This window comes from Rubricoccus marinus, from assembly GCF_002257665.1.
Taxonomy (GTDB): domain Bacteria; phylum Bacteroidota; class Rhodothermia; order Rhodothermales; family Rubricoccaceae; genus Rubricoccus; species Rubricoccus marinus.
This window is the reverse complement of sequence record NZ_MQWB01000001.1, coordinates 3,536,689-3,561,342: the sequence shown is the minus strand read 5'-3', so window position 1 is coordinate 3,561,342 and position 24,654 is coordinate 3,536,689. Positions and strand designations below refer to the sequence as shown.

At 68.0% G+C, this 24,654-nt stretch carries 23 protein-coding genes; 12 read left to right on the top strand and 11 right to left on the bottom strand.

Annotation, left to right across the window (positions count from 1 at the left end; genetic code table 11):
• Positions 1-13: 13 nt before the first annotated feature.
• From tsf to rplM, 4 genes are all read right to left on the bottom strand, one after another.
• Positions 14-841 carry a translation elongation factor Ts gene (gene tsf, locus BSZ36_RS15160; RefSeq protein ID WP_094550449.1) on the bottom strand — a complete coding sequence of 276 codons (828 nt, stop codon included), beginning with the start codon at positions 839-841 and terminating at the stop codon, positions 14-16.
• A 130-nt stretch (positions 842-971) separates the two neighbouring features.
• Complete coding sequence (gene rpsB, locus BSZ36_RS15155; RefSeq protein ID WP_094550447.1) at positions 972-1,799, bottom strand: 30S ribosomal protein S2; 828 nt, start codon at positions 1,797-1,799, stop codon at positions 972-974.
• A gap of 206 nt (positions 1,800-2,005) precedes the next feature.
• A complete protein-coding gene (rpsI, locus tag BSZ36_RS15150; protein WP_094550445.1) occupies positions 2,006-2,395 on the bottom strand; it encodes a 30S ribosomal protein S9 in 390 nt (129 codons plus the stop codon).
• A 4-nt stretch (positions 2,396-2,399) separates the two neighbouring features.
• A complete protein-coding gene (gene rplM, locus BSZ36_RS15145; RefSeq protein ID WP_094550442.1) occupies positions 2,400-2,849 on the bottom strand; it encodes a 50S ribosomal protein L13 in 450 nt (149 codons plus the stop codon).
• Positions 2,850-3,144: 295 nt separating this feature from the next.
• Here rplM and BSZ36_RS15140 point away from each other — a divergent pair, with 295 nt between their 5' ends.
• Both BSZ36_RS15140 and BSZ36_RS15135 read left to right on the top strand, forming a co-directional pair.
• Positions 3,145-3,819 (top strand): RNA polymerase sigma factor, encoded by a 675-nt coding sequence (locus BSZ36_RS15140; protein WP_094550440.1) that lies wholly within the window; start codon positions 3,145-3,147, stop codon positions 3,817-3,819.
• Positions 3,820-3,873: 54 nt separating this feature from the next.
• Positions 3,874-4,800: a hypothetical protein gene (locus tag BSZ36_RS15135; RefSeq protein WP_094550438.1), complete on the top strand. Its 927-nt coding sequence runs from the start codon at positions 3,874-3,876 to the stop codon at positions 4,798-4,800.
• A gap of 20 nt (positions 4,801-4,820) precedes the next feature.
• On the opposite strand, the gene BSZ36_RS15130 is transcribed toward BSZ36_RS15135, so the two are convergent.
• The 3 genes from BSZ36_RS15130 to dnaA all read right to left on the bottom strand — a co-directional run bounded on the left by BSZ36_RS15130 (position 4,821) and on the right by dnaA (position 8,230).
• On the bottom strand, positions 4,821-5,240 hold the full coding sequence (locus BSZ36_RS15130; protein WP_094550436.1) for a thiol-disulfide oxidoreductase DCC family protein: 420 nt from the start codon (positions 5,238-5,240) through the stop codon (positions 4,821-4,823).
• A gap of 97 nt (positions 5,241-5,337) precedes the next feature.
• Positions 5,338-6,483, bottom strand: a complete 1,146-nt coding sequence (dnaN, locus tag BSZ36_RS15125; protein WP_094550434.1) for a DNA polymerase III subunit beta — start codon at positions 6,481-6,483, stop codon at positions 5,338-5,340.
• Positions 6,484-6,682: 199 nt separating this feature from the next.
• A complete protein-coding gene (gene dnaA / locus BSZ36_RS15120) occupies positions 6,683-8,230 on the bottom strand; it encodes a chromosomal replication initiator protein DnaA (RefSeq protein ID WP_094550432.1) in 1,548 nt (515 codons plus the stop codon).
• Positions 8,231-8,912: 682 nt separating this feature from the next.
• Between dnaA and BSZ36_RS15115 the strand changes: the two genes are divergently transcribed.
• From BSZ36_RS15115 to BSZ36_RS15070, 10 genes are all read left to right on the top strand, one after another.
• Entirely contained in the window at positions 8,913-9,431 is a 519-nt protein-coding gene (locus BSZ36_RS15115) for a YceD family protein (protein ID WP_143536921.1), read from the top strand.
• Between the two features lie 42 nt (positions 9,432-9,473).
• A complete protein-coding gene (gene rpmF, locus BSZ36_RS15110; protein WP_094550428.1) occupies positions 9,474-9,662 on the top strand; it encodes a 50S ribosomal protein L32 in 189 nt (62 codons plus the stop codon).
• Between the two features lie 173 nt (positions 9,663-9,835).
• Positions 9,836-10,882, top strand: a complete 1,047-nt coding sequence (plsX, locus tag BSZ36_RS15105; protein ID WP_094550426.1) for a phosphate acyltransferase PlsX — start codon at positions 9,836-9,838, stop codon at positions 10,880-10,882.
• 2 nt (positions 10,883-10,884) lie between these two features.
• Positions 10,885-11,904 carry a beta-ketoacyl-ACP synthase III gene (locus tag BSZ36_RS15100; protein ID WP_094550424.1) on the top strand — a complete coding sequence of 340 codons (1,020 nt, stop codon included), beginning with the start codon at positions 10,885-10,887 and terminating at the stop codon, positions 11,902-11,904.
• A gap of 91 nt (positions 11,905-11,995) precedes the next feature.
• Entirely contained in the window at positions 11,996-12,931 is a 936-nt protein-coding gene (gene fabD / locus BSZ36_RS15095) for an ACP S-malonyltransferase (RefSeq protein ID WP_094550422.1), read from the top strand.
• Positions 12,932-12,998: 67 nt separating this feature from the next.
• Complete coding sequence (locus tag BSZ36_RS15090; protein WP_218827696.1) at positions 12,999-14,048, top strand: SRPBCC family protein; 1,050 nt, start codon at positions 12,999-13,001, stop codon at positions 14,046-14,048.
• A gap of 65 nt (positions 14,049-14,113) precedes the next feature.
• Positions 14,114-14,860, top strand: coding sequence for a 3-oxoacyl-[acyl-carrier-protein] reductase (gene fabG, locus BSZ36_RS15085; protein ID WP_094550420.1), 747 nt, complete (start codon positions 14,114-14,116; stop codon positions 14,858-14,860).
• 58 nt (positions 14,861-14,918) lie between these two features.
• Positions 14,919-15,599 carry a hypothetical protein gene (locus BSZ36_RS15080; protein WP_094550418.1) on the top strand — a complete coding sequence of 227 codons (681 nt, stop codon included), beginning with the start codon at positions 14,919-14,921 and terminating at the stop codon, positions 15,597-15,599.
• A gap of 215 nt (positions 15,600-15,814) precedes the next feature.
• The gene (locus tag BSZ36_RS15075) at positions 15,815-17,527 is read left to right on the top strand and encodes a DEAD/DEAH box helicase (protein WP_218827695.1); all 1,713 of its coding nucleotides are present in this window, start codon (positions 15,815-15,817) and stop codon (positions 17,525-17,527) included.
• The gene (locus tag BSZ36_RS15070; protein WP_094550416.1) at positions 17,524-18,411 is read left to right on the top strand and encodes a ChaN family lipoprotein; all 888 of its coding nucleotides are present in this window, start codon (positions 17,524-17,526) and stop codon (positions 18,409-18,411) included. The genes BSZ36_RS15075 and BSZ36_RS15070 overlap by 4 nt, the downstream gene beginning before the upstream one ends.
• Before the next feature lie 93 nt (positions 18,412-18,504).
• Here the strand turns inward: BSZ36_RS15070 and BSZ36_RS15065 are convergent, their stop codons facing one another.
• From BSZ36_RS15065 to BSZ36_RS15050, 4 genes are all read right to left on the bottom strand, one after another.
• Entirely contained in the window at positions 18,505-18,969 is a 465-nt protein-coding gene (locus tag BSZ36_RS15065; RefSeq protein ID WP_094550414.1) for a hypothetical protein, read from the bottom strand.
• A 113-nt stretch (positions 18,970-19,082) separates the two neighbouring features.
• A complete protein-coding gene (locus tag BSZ36_RS15060) occupies positions 19,083-20,873 on the bottom strand; it encodes a hypothetical protein (RefSeq protein WP_094550412.1) in 1,791 nt (596 codons plus the stop codon).
• Between the two features lie 98 nt (positions 20,874-20,971).
• Positions 20,972-21,952: a branched-chain amino acid transaminase gene (locus tag BSZ36_RS15055; RefSeq protein WP_094550410.1), complete on the bottom strand. Its 981-nt coding sequence runs from the start codon at positions 21,950-21,952 to the stop codon at positions 20,972-20,974.
• Positions 21,953-22,115: 163 nt separating this feature from the next.
• A complete protein-coding gene (locus tag BSZ36_RS15050) occupies positions 22,116-24,653 on the bottom strand; it encodes a DNA internalization-related competence protein ComEC/Rec2 (protein ID WP_094550408.1) in 2,538 nt (845 codons plus the stop codon).
• Position 24,654: the final 1 nt, after the last annotated feature.

Below are 24,654 nucleotides of genomic sequence, written 5' to 3'. Positions count from 1 at the left end.
CCAGAGGCTGAACTCAGCCGCCGAGCGCGAAGCGGACGAACCGCTTGAGCTCTGCGCCCTTGCTCTTCAGCATCTGCTCCACGGTCTGCGAGGAGTCCTTGACGAAAGGCTGCTCCACGAGGACGTTGTCCTTGAAGTAGCGGCCGAGCTTGCCCTCGGCAATCTTGTCGAGGATGGCATCGGGCTTGCCCTCAGCGCGAGCCTGCTCGCGGCCGATCTCGAGCTCCTTGTCTTGCACGTCCTGAGGAACGTCGGCGCGGACAGCAGCGATGGGGTTCATCGCGGCGGCCTGCATGGCCACGTCGCGGCCGGCCTCGGAAAGGTCGCCCTCGCCCGTCATGTCCACGAGCACGCCGAGCTTGGCTCCGGGGTGGATGTAGTCCACGATCTGACCGCCTTCGGCGTTCATGAGCGCTACGCGGCGGACGTCGATCTTCTCGCCGATCTGGCCGGTCTTCTCCGTGATGGCGTCGGCCACGGTCTGGGAGCCGAGCGTCTGCGCGAGCAGCGCGTCGCGGTCGGAGGTCTTCTGAGCGAGCGCGAGGTCCGCGATGCTCTGGGCGAAGGTGGTAAAGTCCTCGTTGCGAGCCACGAAGTCGGTCTCGCAGTTGACCTCCACCATGACGGCGGTGCTGCCGTCGCCAGAGGTGGCCGTCGCGATGACGCCCTCGGTGGCGTCGCGGTCGGCGCGCTTGGCGGCGACCTTCTGACCCTTCTTGCGGAGCAGCTCGATGGCCTCCTCGAAGTTGCCGCCGGTCTCGGTGAGCGCCTTCTTGCAGTCCATCATGCCGACGCCAGTGGCCTCGCGGAGGCGCTTGACTTCTTGAGCGGTGATCGCCATGTCTCTAGGTTGGGTTGAATTCAGGCCTCTGGCGGGATCGCGCGAGCCGCGCGGCGCCAGAGGCGGGGGGAAACAGAAGCGGGGAAACGAGGAGAGCCTCGCTTCCCCGCCAGAGGAGTGCGACGGGGCTTTAGGCCTTCGCCTCGGGGGCCTTCTCGGCGTCAGCCATGGAGACGGGAGCTTCCTCCTTGGTCTCTTCGGGCTTGGCGGCTTCCTTGACCTGATCCGCGAGGCGGCTCTCGGCCTCGGCCTTCGCGGCGTCCTTCTGCGCCTTGGCCGCCTGCGCGCCCTCGGTCACGGCGTCAGCGATGATGCCGGTGAAGAGCGAGACGGAGCGCATCGCGTCGTCGTTGGCGGGGATCGGGTAGTCCACCAGGTCCGGGTCCGTGTTCGTGTCCACGAGCGCGATGACCGGGATGTTCAGCTTCTTGGCCTCGTCGACGGCGATGTGCTCGCGCTTGATGTCGACCACGAACAGCGCGCCGGGCAGCTTGTTCATGTGCGAGATGCCACCGAGGACGCGGTCCAGCTTCTCGAGCTCACGGGTGCGCATGAGGCGCTCCTTCTTCTTGAGCTGAGCCGTCGTGCCGTCGCTTTCCTGGCGCTGAAGCGTCTCCATGCGGCGGAGGCTCTTCTTGACCGTCTGGAAGTTGGTCAGCATGCCGCCCTGCCAGCGGTCCACGACGAACGGCATTCCGGCACGCTCGGCGTGCTCCTTGACGGTGGCCTGCGCCTGCTTCTTCGTGCCGACAAACAGGATCTCCTTGCCGCGGCCTGCAAAACGGCCTGCGGCCTCAGCGGCCTCCTCCAAACGCGCCTGCGTCTGCTTGAGGTCAATGATGTGGATGCCGTTGCGCTCCATGAAGATGTACGAGGCCATCTTCGGGTTCCAGCGGCTCGTGAGGTGCCCGAAGTGGGCGCCTGCACGGAGGAGGTCTTCAATCGATGCGCGTGGCATAGAACAGCGGGCCGAGCCCGCGGGTGGGCGCCAGAGGCGAGGTGTGGGAGCCTCTGGCGCGGGTTACAACCACCCCCGCCGTCATCCGCGCAGCCGATCCCGGAGGCGCAAGAGGCCTCTGGCGGGACACCCGGCAGCGCGTCGGGCGGGGTGGGGGATAGCGGAAAGCCGGAGCCTCTGGCGGGGGCGCAAGAGGCAGAGGTGGCTTAGCGCTTCGAGAACTGGAACTTCTTGCGAGCCTTGGGCTGGCCGGGCTTCTTGCGCTCCACCATGCGGGGGTCACGCGTCAGGTAGCCTGCGTCGCGAAGTGGCTTGCGAAGCTCCGCGTTGTGCTCCACGAGGCAACGAGCCACGCCGAGTTGGATGGCGTCGGCCTGGCCGGTGAGGCCACCGCCCTTGGCGTTGACGACGACGTCGAACTCGCCACGGAGCTCCGTGAGGTCGAGGGCGGCGGTCGCGGCGCGCTGGCGGATCTCCGTGGGGAGGTACTCCGAGAGCGGGCGCTTGTTGATGATCACGTTACCGCTGCCGGGGCGGAGGTAAACGCGGGCAACCGAAGTCTTGCGGCGGCCGACGGCCTGGTACTGGGTAGGCATGGGGTTAGGCGTCGATGTCGAGCGGCTGGGGGTTCTGCGCCTCGTGCGGATGCTCCGCGCCGGCGTACACCTTCAGCTTTTTCGCCATCTGGCGGCCGAGGCGGTTCTTGGGCAGCATGCCCTTGATGGAGTGCTCCAGGATGCGCTCCGGGTACTTCTCGCGCACCTCGCGCGGAGTCTGAAGCGTCACGCCTCCGGGGTAGCCGGAGTGCCGGAAGTAAGTCTTGTCGGTCTCCTTCTTGCCCGTGAAGCGGACCTTGTCCGCGTTCACGATGACGACGAAGTCTCCGCCGTCGACGTGAGGCGTGTACTCCGGCTTGTGCTTGCCCCGGATAAGGGCCGCGACCTGCGCGGAGAGACGGCCGACGACGGCGTTCTCGGCATCGACGAGGTGCCATGCGGCCTCCACATCCTGCGGGCGCTGGCTGAAGGTCTTGAACGAGTTGTGGTCCATGAGAGTCGTGGATCGATGGATCCGAGCGGATCGAACGTCGATCCGTCTGGGCGGCAAAAAAACGGGCGGCCAGAGCGTGGAACAGATCCGGCCGCGCCGCCACCGACTGCGCGTCTCCACGAGGGAGCGTGCCGAGAGGGCACGGCGCAGGCTGAGCCCATGAAACTAGACGGCAGCGCATGCCGGAGTCAACGCGCCGGACCCCGCCAGAGGCCGTTCGGCGCTACGTTCGCGGATTCTTCCCCTCGCACGCGGGCTATCTTGATAGGCTCAGCCCCGGGTCCCGCTTTCCTCTATGCCGCCTGACGAGTTTCACCGTTTGGATGCCGTCTCCCGACACCTGCCCTTCGCGGTAGATGACTACGAGGCGGTCAACCAGGCGTTCGCAGCGTGGCGCGCCTCTGGCGCGGAATCCGACCAGTCGGTCGTGCAGATCTGGTTGTATTCGTACATCCAACGGTACTTCATCATTCAGTTCCTGCGCGAGCGCGGGACGCCGAGCGAGAAGGCACGCTGCGTGTCGCGCGCCATGCGGCGTTCGCTAAACGCGCTGGAGCGGATTGAGGACGCGAGCAAGTTCGCCTCTTACGTGAGCGTGGTGTGCAAGAACACACTCCGGAACCACCGGCGCGACCGGCGCGAACTGGCGGAGCCCGACGACCGGATCGCCGCGGCGGAGGCCACCGAGACCGTCACGGACCAGGACCGGGCGCTGATCCGTTACGTGTTCGCTCTGGTCCTGAAGGATATGCCAGAGGCCATCCGGAAGATCGGCGAGCTCCGCTTTCTGGAAGGGTTGGAGTACGCCGAGATCGCGGAGCGGAGCGGGGTCGCTCTGCCAACCGTTCGGACGTACGCGGCTCGGGTCATGAAGCGCATGCGAGAAGACAGCCGTATCCGCGCCCTCCACTACGACGACCTGCACCCCGCTGACGCTCAGTATGGGGACACTACTACGTCCCACATCTGATGGGGTGTTAAGTCTCTCGTCCCTTAGGGTCTAGCTCGTTGCACCTGATTCGAAATGGCTTACGACTCACTTATCGACCGCATCCGCAACTTTGCTCTGCTTACAGAGGAGGAGCAGGCACGCGTGATCGAAGAGGTGACCGAACGTCCTGATCTCGCACCCGATTTGGAAACCGCCATGGCTCTGGCTCACGTTGTCAACGCTGCTGTCCGGCCGGAAGAACCTCTGGTCGAGATCGTGGACGCGCGCCTGGGGCATCGTCCCGGTCTGGCCACGTCTTCAGGTGAGGACGCAGACGAGATCAACGCGCGTCTGGACGCCTTCGAGTCGGAAGGGGAGTCGCCTCTGGCGGAGTTCGAACGTCTTACCGGCGTCTCGCTGCCACCCCTCGCGTCAGAGGGCAGTGCAAAGGCTACCACAGCAGACCATCAACCTCGCGCTGTGAACGGCCACTCCTCTAGGAATGCCCGGACCCTCGTTGCAGACCGCCCGCCAGCGGCTCGCCAGAAGCCGCACACCGCCGGGCCTCTGGCGCGACGGCTCGTTTTCGCCGGGCTCGCAATCCTCGCGTTGTACGGAGGAGCGTTCGCCGTTTCCTCGATCCAAACGCCCGAGCGTAACCGCGTGGCCGACATCGGCGACATCTCTGAGAGCTTCCGCGCCGTGCGGGGGCAGGAGGTATCGGACCGGTACGCCGCTGCTGTGGACCTTCTGGTAGAGGCCCGACGGTCCATCCTTGGTCTGTTTCCGCGGTACGACGACGCCGCGCTGAATGCGGCTGCGGACGCGTTTACAGGCATCGCTCGGGACGTGCCAAACGGGCACTACGGTCAGGAGGCCGCGCTTGCTCTGGGACGCATCCGGCTCTTGCAGGGCGACATCGACGCCGCCCGGATCGCGCTAGAGTCCGTGGTCGCCCACGGCGCATACCGGGCGCCAGAGGCGGCTAAGCTCCTGGACTACCTCGACGCGCAGGGATAGCCTCTGGCGCCAGAGGCTCCTCAGCCTAGCATTCGCCGGCGTTCCGCGGCGGTCGGCAGGCTGCATTCGTCTTTGGTTCCGAAAAGCCGGTAGCGGTGCTTCGCGACCATCCGGTAGGCCCATTCGCGCACAGGCCGCGGCGCGAGGCCGAGGCCTCTGGCGACCGCCGGCCACGGCGCCTGGAGCCGCGTCATCAGAGCGAGCGCGGCGTCGGCGCCGGTCAGCGTGCGCTCCGGGCCGACAAGCACGACGCCCTCCAAGTAATCCTCCGGGAGGCCCGAGAGCGCGAGGAGCGGTTTTGCGGATTCGTCCTGCAGCGATCCGAACTGGAGCGGTGGTGCGCCGGGCCGCTCGCGGTCTAGCACGAAGCGAACGGCGCCTTCGCAGAGCGAACAGACACCATCGATGAGCAGGACCGGGGTTTGGGGACGAGCGGGCATCGCGCCAGGGGCAGGGGCCAGACAGAACGCGGGGGCGCACCCGAAGATGCGCCCCCGCGAGAGCCGTCGCGCCAGAGGCCAGCCTCTGGCGATGTCGCTAAGCCGCGTACGTGTTGAGCATGACGGGCATGATGAGCATCAGCACGTCCTCGCCCTCGTTGGGGTCGGAAGGGGAAACGACGCCTGCTCGGTTGGGCGAGGAGAACTCAAAGACCGCATCGTCGGCGTCGAGGTTCTGGAGCACCTCGGTGAGGTAGGTCGCGTTGAAGCCGATCTCCATGTCCTCGGCGTCGTACTCGCACAGCACGCGCTCTTTGGCCTCAGAGGCGCGCTCGATGTCCTCGGCGGAGATCTCGATGCCGTCCTTGCGGAGCGCGAGCCGCACCTGGTGCGTCATGCTGGAGGAGTACAGCGCGACGCGCTTGACGGCCGCCAGGAGCGCCTCGCGTTGCACGGTCAGGCGCTTCTCGTTCTCAACGGGGATAACGGCCTCGTAGTTGGGGTACTGCTCGTCGATCATGCGGCCGATCACCGTCGTATCGCCGAGAGAGAACTCGACGTAGCCGCCGCCGACGCGGATCGTGCAGTCGCCCATGTCGCCAGCGGCCTTCCCAACAAGCGAAAGCGCCTTCTCCGGCGCGATGAACTCGATGGGCTCCTCGGCCGTGATGGCGTCGAGCGTGAGGCGGACGAGCCTGTGGCCGTCGGTCGCGACGGCACGCGTGTTCTCGGGCCGAACCTGGAAGAGGACGCCCATCATCGCGGGACGGAGGGCATCGCGCGAGACGGCAAACCCGGTCTTGTCGATCGCGCGCTTGAGAACGGCCACAGGCGCTTTGATCGCCTGCGCGTTCTCCAGGCTTGGAAGGGCGGGGTAGTCGCCGCCGTCGTAGCCGACCATCTTGTAGCGGCCCTGATCGGTCGTCAACTCGACGGTGTACTCGGAATCCGTCGTAACCGTTACAGGCAGGCCCGAAGGGAGCGCGCGGATGGTGTCCAGCAGGCGCTTGGCCGGGACTGCGATCCGCTGCTTGGCGTCCGTGCCGTTGGTCTCAAACTGGACCGGAATGGATTGGACGATAGAAATCTCCAGGTCGGTCGCGGCGATCCGCAGCGCCTCGTTCTCGGCGTCGCGCTCGAAAAGCACGCACTCCAGAATGGGCAGCGTCGCCTTGGAAGGGACCGCGCCGCTGACGGTCGAGAGGGCGCGTTGGAGATCCTGGCTGGGGACGGTGAACTTCATAACCGGGACGGGTTGAGACCCGTTTTAGAGATCGATTCGGATAAAGAGTCAGGACGCAGTATCGGCGGTTTCCGTTCCGCAATCAACCGACCTCTGGCGAAGCGTGGACCTGCCCGCAAGCGGTTGTTTCGGCTTGCCTCTGGCGCCAGAGGCCTTCGCTCAAGGAGCGCGTTTTGGCGTGAACGGCAGGCGCCAGAGGCTACCGCGTCTGAAGGTTGAGCTTCTTGCGGACGCGGTCCACGGTCTCGCGGAACAGCGGGTCGGTGTCGATCTGGTCTTCCACGCTACGGACGGCGTGGATCACGGTCGAGTGATCGCGCCCGCCGAACGCTTGGCCGATGGTCTTGAGCGAGTGCTTGGTCAGCTGCTTGGCGAAGTACATCGCGATCTGCCTCGCCTGGACCACCTCGCGCTTGCGCGTCCGGGCGCGCACGAGGTCCTCGGGGATGTTCAGCACTTCGCAGGTCACGCGCTGGATCTGCTCAATGTTGAGCGCCGAGCGCTGCTCTTTGATGAGGTCGCGGAGCCCGTCGCGTGCCAGTTCGAGGTCGATCTCGCGGTCTTGGAGCGCCGCGTGCGCTTGCAGGCGGATCAGCGCGCCTTCCAGCTCGCGGATGTTGGAGGTCACGTGCGTGGCGACGTACTCGAACACGTCGTTGGCGACGCGCGTGCCGTCGTCTTCGGCGCGGCGGCGGAGGATCGCCATGCGCGTCTCCAGTTCGGGTGCTTGCACGTCGGCCGCGAGGCCCCACTGAAAGCGCGAGAGCAGGCGTTCCTCGATCCCCTCAATGTCCTTGGGCGGACGGTCCGAGGAGAGGATGATCTGCTTTTTCTGCTGGTGCAGCTCGTTGAAGATGTGGAAGAACTGGTCCTGCGTCTTCTCGCGCCCCCCGAAGAACTGCACGTCGTCCACGATCAGGATGTCGAGCGACTCGTACATCCGCGCAAACGCGGCCGCGGCGTTTTCCTTGATCGCGCGGACGAATTCGGACGTGAACTGCTCGGACGAGATGTACCGGACGGTCCGCGCTTTGCCCTGCGCCCGCGCGTAGTTGCCGATGGCCTGCACCAAGTGCGTCTTGCCCAACCCAACGCCGCCGTAGATCAGAAACGGGTTGAACGAGGTCGCGCCCGGCTGCTGGGCGATCGCCCACGCCGCGCTCCGCGCGAGTCGGTTGCAGTCGCCCTCGATAAAGCGATCGAACGTGTAGTTGGGGTCCAGGTGCGGATCCACCTCCCGCTGCACGCCCGGGATCGCGAAGGGGCTCGTCGGGCCGTTGGCGTTTCCTCCGTAGCGCGCGTTGCGTCCGCCAGAGGCGGGCGGCGTCCCGGCCGGGTGGTACGGCGCATGGCCTTGCGGCTGCCGCGGCGGCGGGGCCTCTGGCGACATCGTGTGGAAGTGCCGCGGCTTGACGGACTGACCGCCGGGCTGCGCCGGGATCTGCATGGACGCACCCGGACGCTCGGCCTCGGTGTCCTCGCGCTCGATGACGATATCGTAGTAGAGCCGGCCCGCCGGCCCCAGCACTTTCGTGATCGTCTTGCGCAGCAGCGCGAAGTAGTGCTCCTCCAGCCATTCGTAGTAGAACCGGCTGGGAAGCTGGACGGTGAGCTTCGGCGCCCCGTCCTCAATGCTCAGCGCGACAGCGCGGAGCGGCTCAAACCACGTCCTGTAGCTCTGCCGACTGATGTTGTCTCGGATGATCGCGAGACACTCTGCCCAGACCTCTTGGGGGGTCCTGTTCATTGGGCGTCGGCGCTAGGGGGGTGAGAGAAAAAAGGGGGAGCCCAAGATCCGCCATAGCCGGCGCCAAAGGGAGGGCTCCGTAAGGTGCGCATCCGGGCTTATCCACATCCAAATCGGCGGCTCGTGAGAGCGTTTGAACGGGGCGCCAGAGGCAGCGCATGATATCCACATCTTGCTAACAATGTGGAAAGCAGAGTGTATCCCGTTGTCCCCCAACCTTTTTGCGAATTGCGGAAACGCCAATAAGAGCAGAGTGGCAACGCCAGAGGCGCTTAGGCCTGGGAGCCGTGGTGTGCTTGATGCTACGCTATCCACACCCTCTCCACGCAACCCGCTATAGCGCAAAGCGCGCTGGGGTCTCATCCCCATAGCGGAGTGAGTGTGGTAGCTACTCCACGGGTATTCGCCGCCCGCGTGAGAGCAGTCTACTGAGCTCGGCGCGACCGGTGCAACCGGAAGCAATGTGAAACACTGAGGATCGCCCGGATGCTGTTGCGTGGCCATGGGCCGTTATGGATCGCGGCGAGGTCCACGCCGACTTTCCTAACGGTTTCGGGGTGGGCTTGGCGCCTCGTGCACAGCGCTGGGATGCGAAGGCCTCGCGAGGCGAAATCAAACATCGCGTGATGCCTTGCAGCCTCTGGCGTGGCCCGCCTAGCTTCCGGGTTCCGTGCGCGAACGCGTGCGGGACTCGACCTGCTCCTTGATTCCGATGCTCCGGGTAGACCTCGCCCCCTTCGATGACGGGCTCCATGAGATGGAGCTCGATCCGACCGCCGCCGATCTGGACCTCGACCCCGAGGTGTTCAAAGATATCGTCGTCGCGCTCCGTCTCGACATGCACGACCGGCGCGTTCGCGCGGCGTACGTGACGCGTGCCGTCGCGACGCTCGAATGTGACCGCACGCTGAACATGTATCCGCAACCGGTCGAGGGCACGCACGAAGTGCTCTTTACCACGTCCCCCATCGCGGAGGACGCGGACGACGTGTACCCGTTTCCTGAACAGGACCAGGTGATTGACCTCACCCAGCCCGTTCGGGATACCATCCTTCTCTCGCTCCCGCTCCGCCGCGTCTCGCCAGAGGCCGAGGCGCAGGAGATCCAGACCCGCTTCGGCGAGTCGGAAGAGGACGCGACCGATACTCGCTGGGAGGCGCTCCGCCGCCTCCTGCCGCCCGACGAGGGCGACGACTCCTGACGTTTTGACCCCCGCGGCCCGCCGCGACAACTCCCCCGCCTCATGGCAAACCCTAAGCGCCGCCACTCCAAGGCCCGCACCGCTACCCGCCGCGCCCAGTACAAAGTGCGCTCGCTGCCTGTGACGCAGGAGTGCTCCAACTGTGGCAGCGATAAAATCCTGCACCGCGCCTGCCCGAACTGCGGGCACTACCGTGGCCGCGCCGTCGTGGAGCGCACCGAGCGGTACTAACGCGCGAGGCCTTCAATGCGTGGCCTCTGGCGATCACGCGTGGCCGCCACGGCCATAGCCCGCACGCCCGTGCAGCGAGCCCGTGAGAACGGGAAGGCTGCACGGGCGTTCGTCGTTACAGGGGGCTAAGCGTACCTTACCGCCCCTCTTCCGCCCGTCCCCGTTCCGCTTCGATGTCGCCGACCTCGCCCTCACGGCCGATCCGTGTCGCCCTGGATGCAATGGGCGGCGACCATGCCCCTGGCGTAACGGCGGAAGGAGCCGTGTTGGCCGTTCAAGAGTCCCACGGCTCCCTTGAGGTTGTGCTCGTGGGCCGGGAAGCCGAGGTGCGAGAAGCGCTGAGTTCCCGCAACGCGGACGGCCTCGCCATTGAGATCCTCGACGCGCCAGAGGTGATCGGAATGGGCGAGAGCCCGTCGGCATCGCTCAAGGGGAAGCCCCACTCGTCAATCCACGTGGGGTTGGGCGCACACAAAGCTGGCAAAGTGGACGCGTTCGCTTCGGCGGGCAACACCGGTGCGGTCATGGCCGCGTCGACGTTTATCCTCGGCCGTCTGCCGGGTGTCCTGCGCCCCGCGCTGCCCGGCTACTTCCCGACCGTCTCCGGCATGTGCATCTGCGTAGATGTGGGCGCCAACGTCGATGTCCGCGCCGACCTGCTCGTGCAGTTCGCGACGATGGGCCGCGTGTTCGCGCAGCACTCGTTGCGCAAAGAGAACCCCTCCGTCGCGCTCGTGAACGTGGGGGAGGAGCCAGGAAAAGGAACCGAGGTGGTCAAGGAGACCTTCGAACGGCTGAGCGAGATGGACGACCTCGGCTTTATCGGCAACATCGAGGGGCGCGACGTATTCCACCACGGCGCAGACGTAATCGTCTGTGACGGCTTCGTGGGCAACGTGATGCTCAAGCTCGGCGAGAGCTTCTCGACGATCCTGCCCCACCTGTTCGGAACCGAGATCGAGAAGCAGGGCCTCAGCGCCGACGTGGCCTCTGGCGTGAAAAGCATCCTCCGCGGCGTGGCCGCCCGCTTCGATTACGAGAACTACGGCGGCGTGCCGCTTCTCGGCGTAGGCGGCACCGCCGTAATCGGGCACGGCGGATCGTCGGCCCGTGCCATCGCGCGCATGGTTACCCACACGGCCGAACTCGTGGCCGGGGGCGTTACCGAGCATGTCGCGCAGGCCATCGCCCGTCCCTCCGCCGATACCGTCAGCGCTTAACTATGCCTCAGGCCCCCCGCCGAACAGCCGCCATCACCGCGGTCGGCGCCTATCTCCCGGAAGACCGGCTCACCAACGCCGACCTGGAGAAGATGGTGGACACCAACGACGAGTGGATTCGGTCGCGCACCGGCATCGTAGAGCGTCGCATCCTCCGCGATCCGAACAAGGCCACGGCGTTTATGGCGACCCGCGCCGCGCAAGAGGCGCTCGACAAGCGCGGCCTCAGCGCCGAGGACGTCGACGTGATCCTCGTCGCGACGATCACGCCGGACATGGTCTTCCCGGCGACGGCGTGCCTGGTGCAGAACAACCTGGGCGCCTCTGGCGCGTGGGGCTACGACATCTCCGCGGCGTGCTCGGGCTTCCTCTACGCGCTCTCGACGGCGACGAGCATGATCGAGAGCGGGCAGGCGCAGCGGATCCTCGTGATCGGCGGCGACACCATGAGCCGCATCATCGACTACACCGACCGCACGACGTGCGTGATCTTCGGCGACGGCGCCGGAGCGGTTTTGCTGGAGGCAAACGAGGAGGGCTACGGCGTGCACGATTCCGTCAGCTACGTGGACGGATCCGGCGCGGAGTCCCTGTGCATGGAGGCGGGCGGAAGCCTCCGGCCCGCGACCCACGCGACGGTGGAGGCCGGCATGCACTACGCGCGGCAAGACGGACGCGCCGTCTTCAAGCGCGCCGTTGTCGGCATGGCCGAGGCGGCGGCCGAGATCATGGAGCGCAACCGCCTCACGGCGGACAACGTCGACTGGCTGGTGCCGCACCAGGCCAACCTCCGCATCATCGACGCGACGCGGAAACGGATGGACCTCCCGGCCGAGAAGGTGATGCTCAACATCGAGCGCTACGGCAACACGACCGCCGGCACGCTCCCGCTCTGCCTCTGGGACTGGGAGAGCAAGCTCCGCAAGGGCGACAACATCGTGCTGGCGGCCTTCGGCGGCGGCTTCACCTGGGGCGCGACGTATCTCACGTGGGCCTACGACGGCGCGCCAGAGGCGGCCTAGATCCAGCCAGCGGCGCAGACCGCAGGCCTCTGGCGCCAGAGGCCGACGACCATTCGGGGCGGCATTCTCTCATCTCAGACTTCCACCTCCGATGACAGCTTTCCTCTTCCCCGGCCAGGGCTCACAGTTCGCGGGCATGGCCGCCGACCTCGCCGAGCGATTTCCTGAGTCCCGCGAGGTTATCGAGCGCGCCGACGCGGCTCTCGGCTTCTCGCTTAGTGAGGCCATGTTCGATACGGGCGAAACGGCGGCGGAGACGCTGAAGCGGACGGAGATCACGCAGCCTGCGCTCTACGTCCACAGCCTCGCGGCCCACGCCGCGCTCGCCGCCAGAGGCCTGAGCTGCGACATGGCCGCCGGGCACAGCCTGGGCGAGTGGAGCGCGCTCGCAGCCGTCGGCGCCGTCGGCTTCGAAGATGGGCTTCTGGCGGTCCGCCGCCGCGCCGAACTGATGGGGCAAGCCGGCGACGTACGCCCCGGCACGATGGCGGCCGTTCTCGGCATGGACGCCGCCGACCTGGAGCGCGTCTGCGCCGAAGCCTCTGGCGCTGGCGAGGGCGACGTCGTCGCGGCGAACTACAACGACCCGGGGCAGATCGTGATCTCGGGCGACCGCGAGGCGGTGGAGCGTGCCGGCGCGATGGCGCAAGAGGCGGGCGCGCGGCGCGTGATCCCGCTCCCGGTAAGCGGTGCCTTCCACAGTCCGCTGATGGAGTTCGCTCGCGAAGGCCTCGCGGCCACGCTCGAAACGCTCGACCTCTCAGCGCCGTCCGTGCCGGTCGTGCTCAACGTCACCGCTGAGCCGACGACCGACCCCGAAGTCATCCGCCAGAGGCTCTTGGAGCAGCTCACCGCGCCGGTCCGCTGGGCCCAAACGATGGAGGCGATGGGCGCCGCTGGCGTGACGCGGTTCGTCGAGGTCGGTGCGGGCAAGGTGCTCGCGGGACTCGCGAAGCGCTCGCTCGGGCGGCAGACGGAGACCGCTACGGCCGGAACCGCCGACGAGATCGAAGCCCTCGCGGTCTGAGACTCTGGCGCTAGAGGCGCGCGGTTCTGCGGCTCGGTACGTTTGCGCGCTCCACGCCCCTTTCCAGATGGAACACGACGCTCCGCCAGAGGCCACACCCCCGCCTGAGGCCTTTGGCGAGACGGCTAGGCAGATCCTCGGCCTGCCGCGAAAGACGGCTCTGTACTCGGTCGCGCTCGGCCTGGCGTACGGCCTCTTCGCGAGGCTGGTGTTCGGCTGGGAGCCTTTAGGAGACGCCATCGGGGTGATGTCGTTCACGTTCATTTTCGTCGTGCCAGTCGTCGTTGGGTTCGTCTCGGTATACACGCTACCCGGCACCAGAAGCTGGAGCGCGTGGCTCGGCGTGCCCATCACGTCTGCACTTCTCACACTTGTGAGCGCGATGGTGCTGGCGTGGGAGGGTCTGATCTGCATCGTTGTCTGGGGGCCCATCTTTTTCGTGTTCGCAAGCGTGGGTGGCATGCTTGCCGGGATGACGCGACGTGTTGAGAACCGGCGTCATCCGCTCATGCTCGCGGGCGTCGCCATCGTGCCGTTCCTGTTGGCTCCTGGCGAGGGCGCGTTGCCGACGCCCGTCCACACGCGCGTCGTGGAGGACGAGATCGAGATCGACGCGAGCGCGGCGGAGGTTTGGGAGCAGATCCGCGAGGTCGCGCCGATCACGCCAGAGGAGCTAGGTCCCAGCTTCGCGCACCAAATCGGATTCCCTCGGCCCATCGCCGCGCGGCTCGAAGGCACGGGCGTCGGGTCGGTCCGCCACGCGTCCTTTGAGGGCGGCGTCGTGTTCATCGAGACCGTGACGGAGTGGGAGGAGAACCGCGCGCTCGCGTTCACCATCTCCGCCGAGGACGTGCCGCCGACCACCTTCGACACGCACGTCGCCGTGGGCGGCCCCTACTTCGACGTGCTCGACGGCCGCTACGTCATCGAGCCTCTGGCGCCAGAGGCCGGGCGCGAGCGCGTGCGGCTGCGCCTGGCGAGCACGCACCGGCTGGAAACCCGCTTCAACGGCTACACCCGGCTCTGGACCGACCTGTTCATGCGCGACATCCAGCAAAACATCCTGGCCGTCGTCAAGGCCCGCTCTGAAGCCTCCGGAGTGGCGCAGAGCCGGTAGCTTCCCGGCGTCCTCTGGCCTCTGGCGCCAGAGGCCCACCGCATCCCGACCCACGCATCTCACCCATGACCCTCGACCTCACCGACAAGACCGTCCTCGTCACCGGCGGCACCCGCGGCATCGGCCGCGCCATCGTCGAAGCCGCCTCTGGCGCCGGCGCCCGCGTGGCGTTTACCTACCGCTCGTCGTCCGAGACCGCCAACGCCCTCGCCGAGCAACTCGGCGGAGCCGAGCGCGCCCTCGCCATCCAGGCCGACGCCGGCGATCCCGAGCAGGCCGCTGGCGCCGTGCAGTCCGTCGTGGATGCGTGGGGGCAGATCGACGGGCTGGTCGTCAACGCCGGGATCACGCGCGATGGGCTGATGATCCGCATGACGCCAGAGGACTGGGAGGCCGTGATCTCGACCAACCTCACGGGCGCGTTCCACGTCTGCAAGGCGGCTTACCGCCCGATGATGAAGCAGCGCGCCGGAAGCATCGTCACCATCTCGTCGGTTGTGGGCGTAACGGGCAACGCGGGGCAGGCCAACTACGCCGCGAGCAAAGCCGGACTGATCGGGTTCACCAAGAGCCTGGCGCGCGAGCTGGGCGGACGCGGCGTGCGTGCCAACGTGGTCGCGCCCGGCTACATCAAGACCGACATGACGGCGGATCTGGGCGAGAACGTGACCGGGCACATGAAGGAGCAGATCCCGCTCAAGCGGCTCGGCCAACCCGAGGACATCGCGGCGGCGGTGCTCTTCCTGCTCTCGGACGCGTCCACGTACGTCACCGGCCACACGCTCCACGTGGACGGCGGGATGGCGATGTAGATGGTCAGGAACGGGTTCACGGGCGGTATAGCTTGCGGACCCTTCAACCGCCCGTGACATGCGTTTCGCTCTGCTCGCTTTCCTGTTCGTTGCCGCGCCGACCCTAGCGCAAGAGGCGGGTTCCGTTCACCCCAAGCATCTTGCAGACGCCTCTGGCGAGCGGAGCAGCCTTTCGTCAGAGGCGGTGGGTCAGGCCTCTGGTGGGCTGCTCGAAAGCGTGCTCGTGCTGCCCGAGGCTGGCGCGAGCGTCTCTCATGAGCAAGTAGAAGGGGAAGGGGGCATCGCGCTCGTCGTTTCCCGCAGTTCTGGAAATAGGCTCTTGCTGATTGCTACGGGCGTCGCCGCGTCGGTCGGCACGGTAGCGCTGAGCGTCGGGGCGGAGTCCATCGTGCCGGCGCTCGCGCTTCCCGCCGTCAGCGGAACGGCCGTCTACGCGATGGGCCAGGCGTTGGGAGAAGATGGAACGCTGCTGGGCGCTGTGGGCGGGGCCGCGCTCGGCGTCGTTCCTGGCCTCGTCTTGGTGGAGATCGGGTTTCAGATGGAGCGCAGCAGGAGTCGGGGAGATGACGATCCAGATCCGTTGATTACGGACGGCTTGCTCGTTTCTGGACTCGGGTTTCTCGCCTACACGGCGGGGGCGGCTGCGGGGTCCGTTGTGGGGTACACCGCGTCTGCGTCTGCGCACCGGGCGCCAACAGGCGAGACCGTTCCAACGGTCGGCCTCCGAATCGGCCTCTAGCCTCTGGCGCCAGAGGCCAGCGCCGCGAGTAGCCTCTGGCGAGCCGGCGCGCCGGGAAACTCTGCGGAAGAGAGCCGCGCGCAGCAACCGGACGCGAGAGCCGCGTGTATCCTGAACCATCGCTGGCCGCGTCCACGAGAAAACAGAGGTGCGCGGTCGTTTCAGTCCCGCGAGGCCCGAGCCTCTGGCGAGACATCCCGCATTCTCCAAGACCTTTGGCCTACGCCCTTCAGATCGACCTCACGAGCACTGCCCAGAAGCAGCGCAAAGAGGACAACCCCACCCAGACGCCTTTCGAGGACCCGGCCGAGGACGCGCCGCTCGCCACGCTGGACTCGCTGCCCGATACCGTCCGTGAGGGCGTTGAGGCGCTCGGCTGGGAATCGCTGATGCCCGTTCAGGCGCAGGCGATCCCGCACACGCTGGACGGCCGCGACGTGGTCGTGCAGAGCCGGACGGGCTCCGGCAAGACCGGCGCCTTCCTGCTGCCCATGCTGGACATGCTGGACCCCGACGCCGGCGTCACGCAGGCGCTCGTGCTCTGCCCGACCCGCGAGCTGGCCCGCCAGATCCACGGCGAGTTTGAGAAGATGAACGCCGCCGCGCCAGAGGACGAGCGCGTCCGCGCCGTCGCCGTCTACGGCGGCACGTCGTACGGCCCGCAGATCGAGGCGTTCAAGGCCGGCGTCGAGGTCGTGATCGGCACGCCCGGCCGCGTGCTGGACCACATCGAGAGCCGCACGCTCCGCCTGGACGGGCTCAAGATGCTCGTGCTGGACGAGGCCGACGAGATGTTGAGCATGGGCTTCTACCCGGACATGCGCAAGCTCAAGCGCTTCCTGCCCAAGGAGCGCGTCTCGGCCATGTTCTCCGCCACGATGCCCTACCAGGTGCAGCGCGTCGGCCGGGAGTTCCTGACCGATCCCGTCTTCCTCGCGCCCGCCGGCGGACGCATCCATGTGGACATGATGACGCACTACGCCGTCGAGGTCCCGCCGATGGAGAAAGACCGCGCGCTCGCCAAGCTGATCGAGTGGGAGAACCCGTCCTCCGCCATCGTCTTCGCCAACACGAAGCGGCAGGTGGAGTACCTCGCGACGTTCCTGCAGAACTTCGGCTACGACGCCGATGGCATCTCGTCCGACCTCACGCAGAAGGCCCGCGAAAAGGTGATGGGCCGCTTGCGCGCCGGCAAGCTCCGCATCCTCGTCGCGACCGACGTCGCCGCCAGAGGCATCGACGTGAGCGACCTCAGCCACGTCTTCCAGTTCGACATCCCGCAGGACAAGGAGTACTACGTGCACCGCTCCGGCCGCACGGCCCGCGCAGGCAAGAGCGGCACGTCCACCACGCTGTTCGCCGCGCACGAGCGGACGGCCATCGCGGACCTCATCAAGAAGTACGACATCCCGATCGAGACGCGCGAGCTTCCGACGGACGACGAGTTGGGCCGCCGCGTCGGCGAGCGCCTGACGAACCGCCTGGAGGACCGCATGCGCGACCGCTCCGCGATGGACGTGGAGCGCGCCGCGCGCTTCATCTCCGTCGCCCGGCAGCTCGTGGAGGAGGACAACCCGGAGATCCTCGCGATGCTCCTGGACGACGCCTACCGCCAGAGCCTCCACGAGGTCACGCCCGCGCCAGAGGCCGACGACGCCTCTGGCGAGGACGAGAAGCCCCGCAAAAAGCGCCGCCGCGATGAGGACGGGGACGAGAAGCCCCGCTCCCGCAAGCGCCGCCGCGACCACGACGACGACGACGACCGGGAGGACACGCGCGCCCGCGATGAGGACGACGCGCCAGAGGCCTCTGGCGACGACGAGACCACGAGCCGCCGCAACGACGATGACGGTGCAGACGACGAGGCACCCAAGAAGAAGCGCAGCCGCTCGCGCTCGCGCCGTCGCAAAACCGACGACGACGCATGAAACGCCTCCTCGCTCTCCTGATCCTCGCCTCTAGCGCCATGGCCGCGCACGCCCAGACCCCCGATTCGCTCGCGGGGTCTGTGGCCGTCACCTCGCGCGACGGTCATGCCGTTACGCTTGGTGACATCGTCAACGCCGCAGCCGATGCGGACGTGGTCTTCCTCGGCGAGATCCACGACGACTCGCTCGGCCACGTCGTCCAGCTCCACATCCTCCGCGCGCTCCACGAGCGCTACGGCGGCGCCAGAGGCGTGGTGCTCGGCATGGAGATGTTCGAGACCGACGTGCAAGGCGTGCTGGACGAGTACGCCTCGGGCGTGATCCGCGAACAAGACATGACCGCGGCGTCTCGCCCGTGGCCCAACTACGCCCGCGACTACCGCCCGCTCGTGGAGTTCTCCATCACGAACGGGATCCCGGTCGTGGGTACAAACGCGCCGAAGCGCTACGTCAGCCTCGTCTCGCGCGAGGGCAGCGTCGACGCGCTCGACGCGCTCTCGCCAGAGGCCCGGGCCACGATGCCGGCCCCCGTCGCGCCGCCGTCTGAGCTGCTGGCGACGAAGTTCACCGCGCTCATGGGCGACATGGGGAGCCACGGCGCCATCCCTGGGATGCCAAGCGTAGACGGAATGCTGGCCGCTCAAAACCTCCGCGACGCCACGATGGCTCAGGCCATGGTGGACGCGATGGCGCAGGCCGGCGAGCAGCCTCTGGCGGTCCACGTCAACGGCAGCTTCCACAGCGCGGGCGGACTCGGCATTCCCGAGCACGTCCGGCGCCTCGCGTCTCAGGCTCGCATCCTCGTTGTGACCATGGCTCCGGCCTCTGGTGCCGTTCCCGAGATGGGCACCGACGACTTCGTGGTTCTCACCGGAGCGCAGTAGGCAGAAACGCTAGAACAGAAAAACGCCTCTGGCGACATCAGGTCACCAGAGGCGTTTGCATGCGTGCGAAGCGCGAGAGCGCCACGCCAGAGGCTACCAGGCGGGCTGGCCGCTCTTGGCCTTGAGCGTCGCGCTGGCCTTGCCCGCGTCGATCATGCCGACCCAGACGAGGTACTTGCCGGCTTTGCCCTGCGCGAATGTGATGGCCGGGTTGGCGTTGCTGCGGTCGGCATCGTCGCTGCAGTGCCAGCGGCCATCTGGGTCCGAAATCACGATCGTCGCGTCGCCAGCGGAGGTCGCGTAGATGGAGAGGGCGCCGCTGCCGCTCCACGTAACGGCGGCGGTCGGCGTGGCGTTGGTGATGAAGCCCGAGCATCCGCTGCCTTGCACGGCCACGCGGTCATTGCCGCCCGCCTGCACGGGAGAGGAGGCGACGGCGTCGCCGCTGACGCTCATCGTCACGGCGGGCGATCCGTTGCGGTCCGGCTGCGCGAGCGCGCTACCGGTGGTGAGCACAAGCGCAAGCGCGAGGGTCGAGAGTCGTAGTAGCGTCTGCATGGTCTCCGGGGGAAGGGGTGATCCTTGAGGTATGCAAACGCCGCGCCGCGGGTGGATGTTGCCAGCCCAGACGGCGCGACGGTACGGTTGTGTGCGCGCAAAAGCGCTCGTTGCTAGCGCGTGGAGCGGAGCGAGCCTTCTTCCACGATGAGCCGCGCCGCCGAGGGCGTCTGGAGCGGCGTAAAGGTGCCGAGCCAGATCGCATACATCCCGTCGCCGCCAGAGGACACCTCAATGCCTGGGTCCAGACCGATGTGGTCGTCGCTGCAGAACCAGTCGCCGTTCGGCGTGCGGACGGTCATCGTGAGGTCCTCCTCGCCAGAGGCGTAGAAGGCCAGTGTGCCGTCGCCTGCAGCGACCACCGCTGAGGGCGCCGCCGAGATGAACCCTGCGCACGCGTCGCCCGAGACGGGGGTAGACACCGTGCCGCCCACTCCCACGCTGGACTCCGCGCCGAGCGTCAGCGATGGAGCGTCGGCCTCTGGCGAAAGGCCGGAGCCGGAGTACGTGCCGCTGGAATACGACGCGACGCCGCCCTCCATGATCTCCAGGTAGTCGTCGTAGATCTGCTCTTCCTCAGGCAGCACGTCGATCAACTCCGCACGGTGCGCCGTCAGAACCGTTGGAGCCTCGTCGCCTTGGGAGAACGTGCCGACCCAGACCATCACGTCTCCGCCGGGGTTGGCGATCTCGATGGCGGGGTCCTGGCCGCTGGCGTCATCGCTGCAGAACCAGTCGCCAGAGGCCGTCTTGGCCACCATCACGAGGTCGCCGCTCTGGGTTTCCGCGGTGATCGTGAGCGGCCCTGCGCCGCCGAACTCGATCGTGGCCGAGGCCGACTCGGGGATAAAGCCCGCGCAGGCGGCGCCCGAAATGGGGTTGGCGGTCTCGCCCATCGCCGTGACGTTCACCTGCGCCATCTCGCTCTGCGTCGCCAGAGGCACGGGGAAGCCGCGCGAGGTGAGGTCGATCGGCGTGTAGGAGCCCTCGGAGAAGTACACCCGCTCGGCTGGTGGCGGGGGAGGGGGCAGAATGGGGAGCTGGTCCTCCACGACGGTCTCTCGCGTTACGCGGAGCCCGGCCTCTGGCGCCTCGCCACGGGCGTGCCCGCGGAACGTGCCGACCCAGACGGTGTGCTCGCCAGCAGCCGTGATGTAGACCGCTGGGTCCTTGTCTGGGCCGCTGTCGTCGTCGCACAGCCAGTCGCCAGAGGCCGTGCGGATGGCGAGGACAAGGTCCGCGCTGGAGGACGCCGTAACGGTGTAGGGGCCGTCACCGCTTACGACCGCCATCGGAGCCGTTCCGATAAAGCCCATGCAGCGGTCGGGCAAGCCGAGAGCCGCGACCGCGGTGTTCATAGAGCGGCTCTCTTCCGCGAGCGTGAGGTCGCTGTCCTCCATTTCAAGACGAGCCGTGGAGGCGCCCGGCTCCTGAAGCGAGACCTCTGGCGGCGGAGGGCCGGCGTACAGCGTCGCCGCTGGCGAGGCGTCGGTCGTCGGCGTGAACGCGCCCACCCAGACGGCGTAGCGGCCCGCCTGCGCCTGCCCGATCTGGATGGCGGGCTGCACGCCGTCGGTGTCGTCCTCGCAGAGCGTCTCGCCAGTCGGTGCCTGCACGATCAGCACGCCATCCAGAGCGGAGCGGACCCAGACCCGGAGAGCGCTGCCGCCGCCCTCCCAGTCCACTACGGCGTCTGGAGCGCCGAGCGTGAAGTAGCCGGGGCAGTCCGCGACCGGGTTCTCGGCCTCTGGCGCGATCTGGATGTCCAACACCGCCGGAGTCGCGGAGGACGCTCGGAGGGTCCCCTGCCGTGGCGTTGCGGAGCCGTCGAGGTCGGTCTGGGCGGTGGAGGCGAGAGGGGTGAGGAGAAGCACGAGCGCCAGAGGCGCGAGTCGGATCGTCATGCGTCGGCCGGGTGAGGGTCGGTGAAGGTAGGGCCCCTCACGCACGCGGGGCGCCCCCGAAGAGGCGCCCCGCGCAGAAACGATCCGGCCTACGGGCGCTAGGCCACGTTGACCTCGGGCGACTTCGTGCCGCTCGCGACGCCGTCGCCAGAGGCCTCTGGCGCAGCGTCTCCGACGAAGCGGAGCCAGCCGTGGGAGTCCTCTCCGCGGTGCAGCACGTCGAAGAGCGCCGTCTGCAGTTCGGTCGTGATGGGGCCGCGCGTGCCTCCGCCGACGACGTGGTGATCCACGGAGCGGACGGGGGTGACCTCGGCGGCCGTGCCGGTGAAGAACACCTCGTCTGCGATGTAGAGCGCCTCGCGGGGCATGGCCACCTCGCGCACCTCGTAACCGCGCTCCCGCGCGATGGTGATGATGCTATCGCGAGTGATGCCCGGCAGGATGGAGAAGGCCGCGGGTGGGGTGTGGATCACGCCGTCGCGGATGATGAACAGGTTCTCGCCCGAGCCCTCGGAGAGGTAGCCGTCCACGGTCAGCGCGATGCCCTCGGCGAACCCGTTCTTGATGGCGTCCATCTTGATGAGCGACGAGCCGATGTAGTTGCCACCTGCCTTTGCCATCGCGGGGATGGTGTTGGGCGCCGGGCGGCTCCACGAGGCGACCTGCACGTCCACGCCGTTCTCCAAGGCCTCCGGCCCGAGGTATTGCCCCCACTCCCAAACCGCGATAATGGTGCGGACGGGGTTGTTGAGCGGGTTGACGCCCATCTTGCCGTGCCCCCGGAAGGTGAGCGGCCGGATGTAGCAGGCGTCCAGGCCGCTGTCCTCGATGGTTTCTACGACGGCGTCGCAGAGCGTGTCGAGGTCGTAGTCGATCTCCATCCGGTGGATCTTGGCGGAGTCCACCAAGCGGCGCATGTGCTCGCGGAGGCGGAAAACGGCCGAGCCTTTGTCGGTTTTGTAGCACCGGATCCCCTCGAAGACGGACGAGCCGTAGTGAAGGACGTGGGAGAGGACATGGACGGTCGCGTCCTCGTGGTTCACGAGCTTGCCGTCGAACCAGATGCGGGGGTTCTCCATGGGATGGGGGGAAGGGGAATCAGGGAACGGGGCCGCTCGGCGCGGCGGGCTGGGTGATGGCCTGCTGAGCCGAGCGGCTGCCAGAATATAGAGGCGCCGGAAGCGCTTCCGATGGGTGGTGCCGGGCTTTCGCGCGGTCTCCCAAGGGTCGCGCCGGGCGGTGTCAGCGCCACTTCACGGGGTAGAGGTCTCGGCCGTCTGAACGCAGCCAGACCGCTCCGAGGTCCGCCGTGGAGAGCACGCCGGCGCCTCTGGCGGCCCACCGCGCCAGAGGCTCCTCGTCCGGCAGGCCGTACCGGTTGCGCTCCGCGACGGAGACGACGGCCCACCGCGTGCCGCCCCCGGCCTCTGGCGCCGCGCTCGCGGCCTCCACGAAGCGCGGTGTGGAGGACGTGCGAGAGCCGTGATGGCCCACTTTGACGACCTCGGCGCGGAGCAGGGAGCCGTACGTCGCCAGCATTTCGGCCTCTGAGGTCGTTTCCGCGTCACCCGTCAGCAGTAGGTCGGTCTCGCCGAACCGCACGAGCAGCGAGACCGAGCCCTCGTTGGCGTCGCCAGAGGCCAGCGCTTGCGGGCCGGGCGCGAGAACGTGGATACGTGCCTGAGGCCCGATGGCGAGCGTGTCTCCTGCGGCGGCGACGTGCTGCGCGATGCCAAGCGAGTCCGCGATCCGAAGCGTTTCGGCCCACGGGCCGTCCTCGCGCGGGACGCCGTTGTGGACAAGCCGCCCGACTTCCACCTCTTGGAGAACGGACGGCAGGCCGCCCGTGTGATCGGCGTCCGGGTGGGTGGCAATCACGAGGTCCAGCCGACGGATGCCGTAGCGCGCGAGGTGGGGGAGAACCGTCCGCGCGCCGCTGTCCCAGGTGGGCGTGGCCGGGCCGGCGTCAATCAGGACATGCGCGCCACTTGGAAACGAGAGGAGCGTGGCGTCGCCCTGTCCCACGTCGAGAAAGACCGCATCCAGCGCCGGGCGGCCCTCGCCTCTGGCGACCCCGCGCCACCCCGCGAGGACGACGAGCCCGAGCGCGAGGAGCGCCATCCGCCACCGCGCGCGCGGCCGCAGCCACAACGCGAGCGCAGCCAAACCGGCCGCCATCGCCGCCATTACGAGTCCGTCGGTCACGAACCGCTCGACGGAGAACAGCCCCAGGCCTCTGGCGCCGATCTCGCTCGTCCAGAGCAAGCCCAGCGCTGCGGTGTTCGCAAGCGCGCCGAACACGTCGGCAACGGGCGCCAGAGGCGCGGCGAGCGCCGTGAGCAGTCCGGCTCCGAGCGCCGTGGCGGTAAGGGGGATCGCGGCAAGGTTGAGCAGCAGCCCCGCCAGCGGCACGCGCCCAAAGTGGACCAGCAGCACGGGCGCCGTCCCCAGCGTGGCGGCGCCAGAGGCCAGCGTCATCTCCGTTGCCCACGTCACGCCGCCTCTAGCGAGAACGCGCGCCGGGACGTGCGCGCGGAGCAGGCGGGTCGCCAGAGGGGTCAGCGTGGCGAGCGCGCCGACCGCCGCGAAAGAGAGCTGGAAGCCGACCTCGAAAAGCGAGGCGGGGCGGATAAACAGCAGCACGAGCGCGGCTACGCCCAGCGTGTTGAGCGTGTCGAACGGCTTTTCGAGCGCGCGGCCGGCCAGCACGACGCTCGCCATCACCCACGCGCGCACAACGGGGATCGCGCCACCGGTGACGAGCACGTACGCCGCCAAGAGCGCGAACGTGAACAGCGATCGGCTCCATTCCCGCGCTCGCCAGCCCACGCCGAGCCTCCCGAGCAGCGGCCCGAGCAGTCCGTACAGCACGAAGCCCACCAGCAGCACGTGCAGGCCCGACACGGCGAGTAGGTGCACCAGTCCCGCCTGCACGAACGCCTCGCGCGTGTCGTCCGAGATCCCGCTCCGGTCCGCCAGAAGCAGCGCCCCCAGCACGCCGCGGGCCTCTGGCGAGACCACGTGCGCCCCCATCGCGCGGCGGATCCTCTGGCGGAGCGCGTTCGCGAACCGCGTTGGAACGGAGGCGGACGGCGCGAGGAAGGCGACGGACTCGGCGCCAGAGGCGCGCAGAGTGGCGTGGATGCCGCGCTGCGCCAGAAAGCGATGGTAGTCGAAGTCCGCCGGGTTTCTCCGGCCTCTGGCGACCCCGAGCGCGCCCGCGATCGCGATGCGGTCGCCGGTGTGGAGCGCGGGGTAGACGGGCGTGGGCGGGAGTTCGCCGCTCCACGGGTTCGCCCGTGGGATCGAGAGCGTGACCTGCACCAACCCCCGCACGCGCTGGGCGCGTGTGCCTCGCAGCGCCGAATCCGCACGCACAATGAGCGCCACGCCAGAGGCCCGGCGCGTCGGCTCGGCCTCGACCGTGCCCCAGAGCGTGATGTCGGGGTCCTCCGCCTCCACTGCCCGCGCCGCTGCGTGCGCGATGTGATCCGGCGGGAGCGTGCTCCACGCCGCCATCCGCCCCGCGCCGAGGGCGAACACGGCCGCGAGGGCCGCCGCCGCAATCGCCAGAGGCCGTAGCGTCACCAGCCTCTGGCGGGAGCGCCACGCGTATGCCCCCGCGAAGAGCGCGCACGCGCCGACCGCCCCCAACCACGCCAGAGGCCTGGACGCCGGCACGGCCTCCGCGGCCACAACCCCGAGCCCGAACGCGACCGCAGCCACAAACGCGGGGCGCGCGGCGAACCGGAGCGGGGGAGGGGGCGGGGAGAGCGGCACA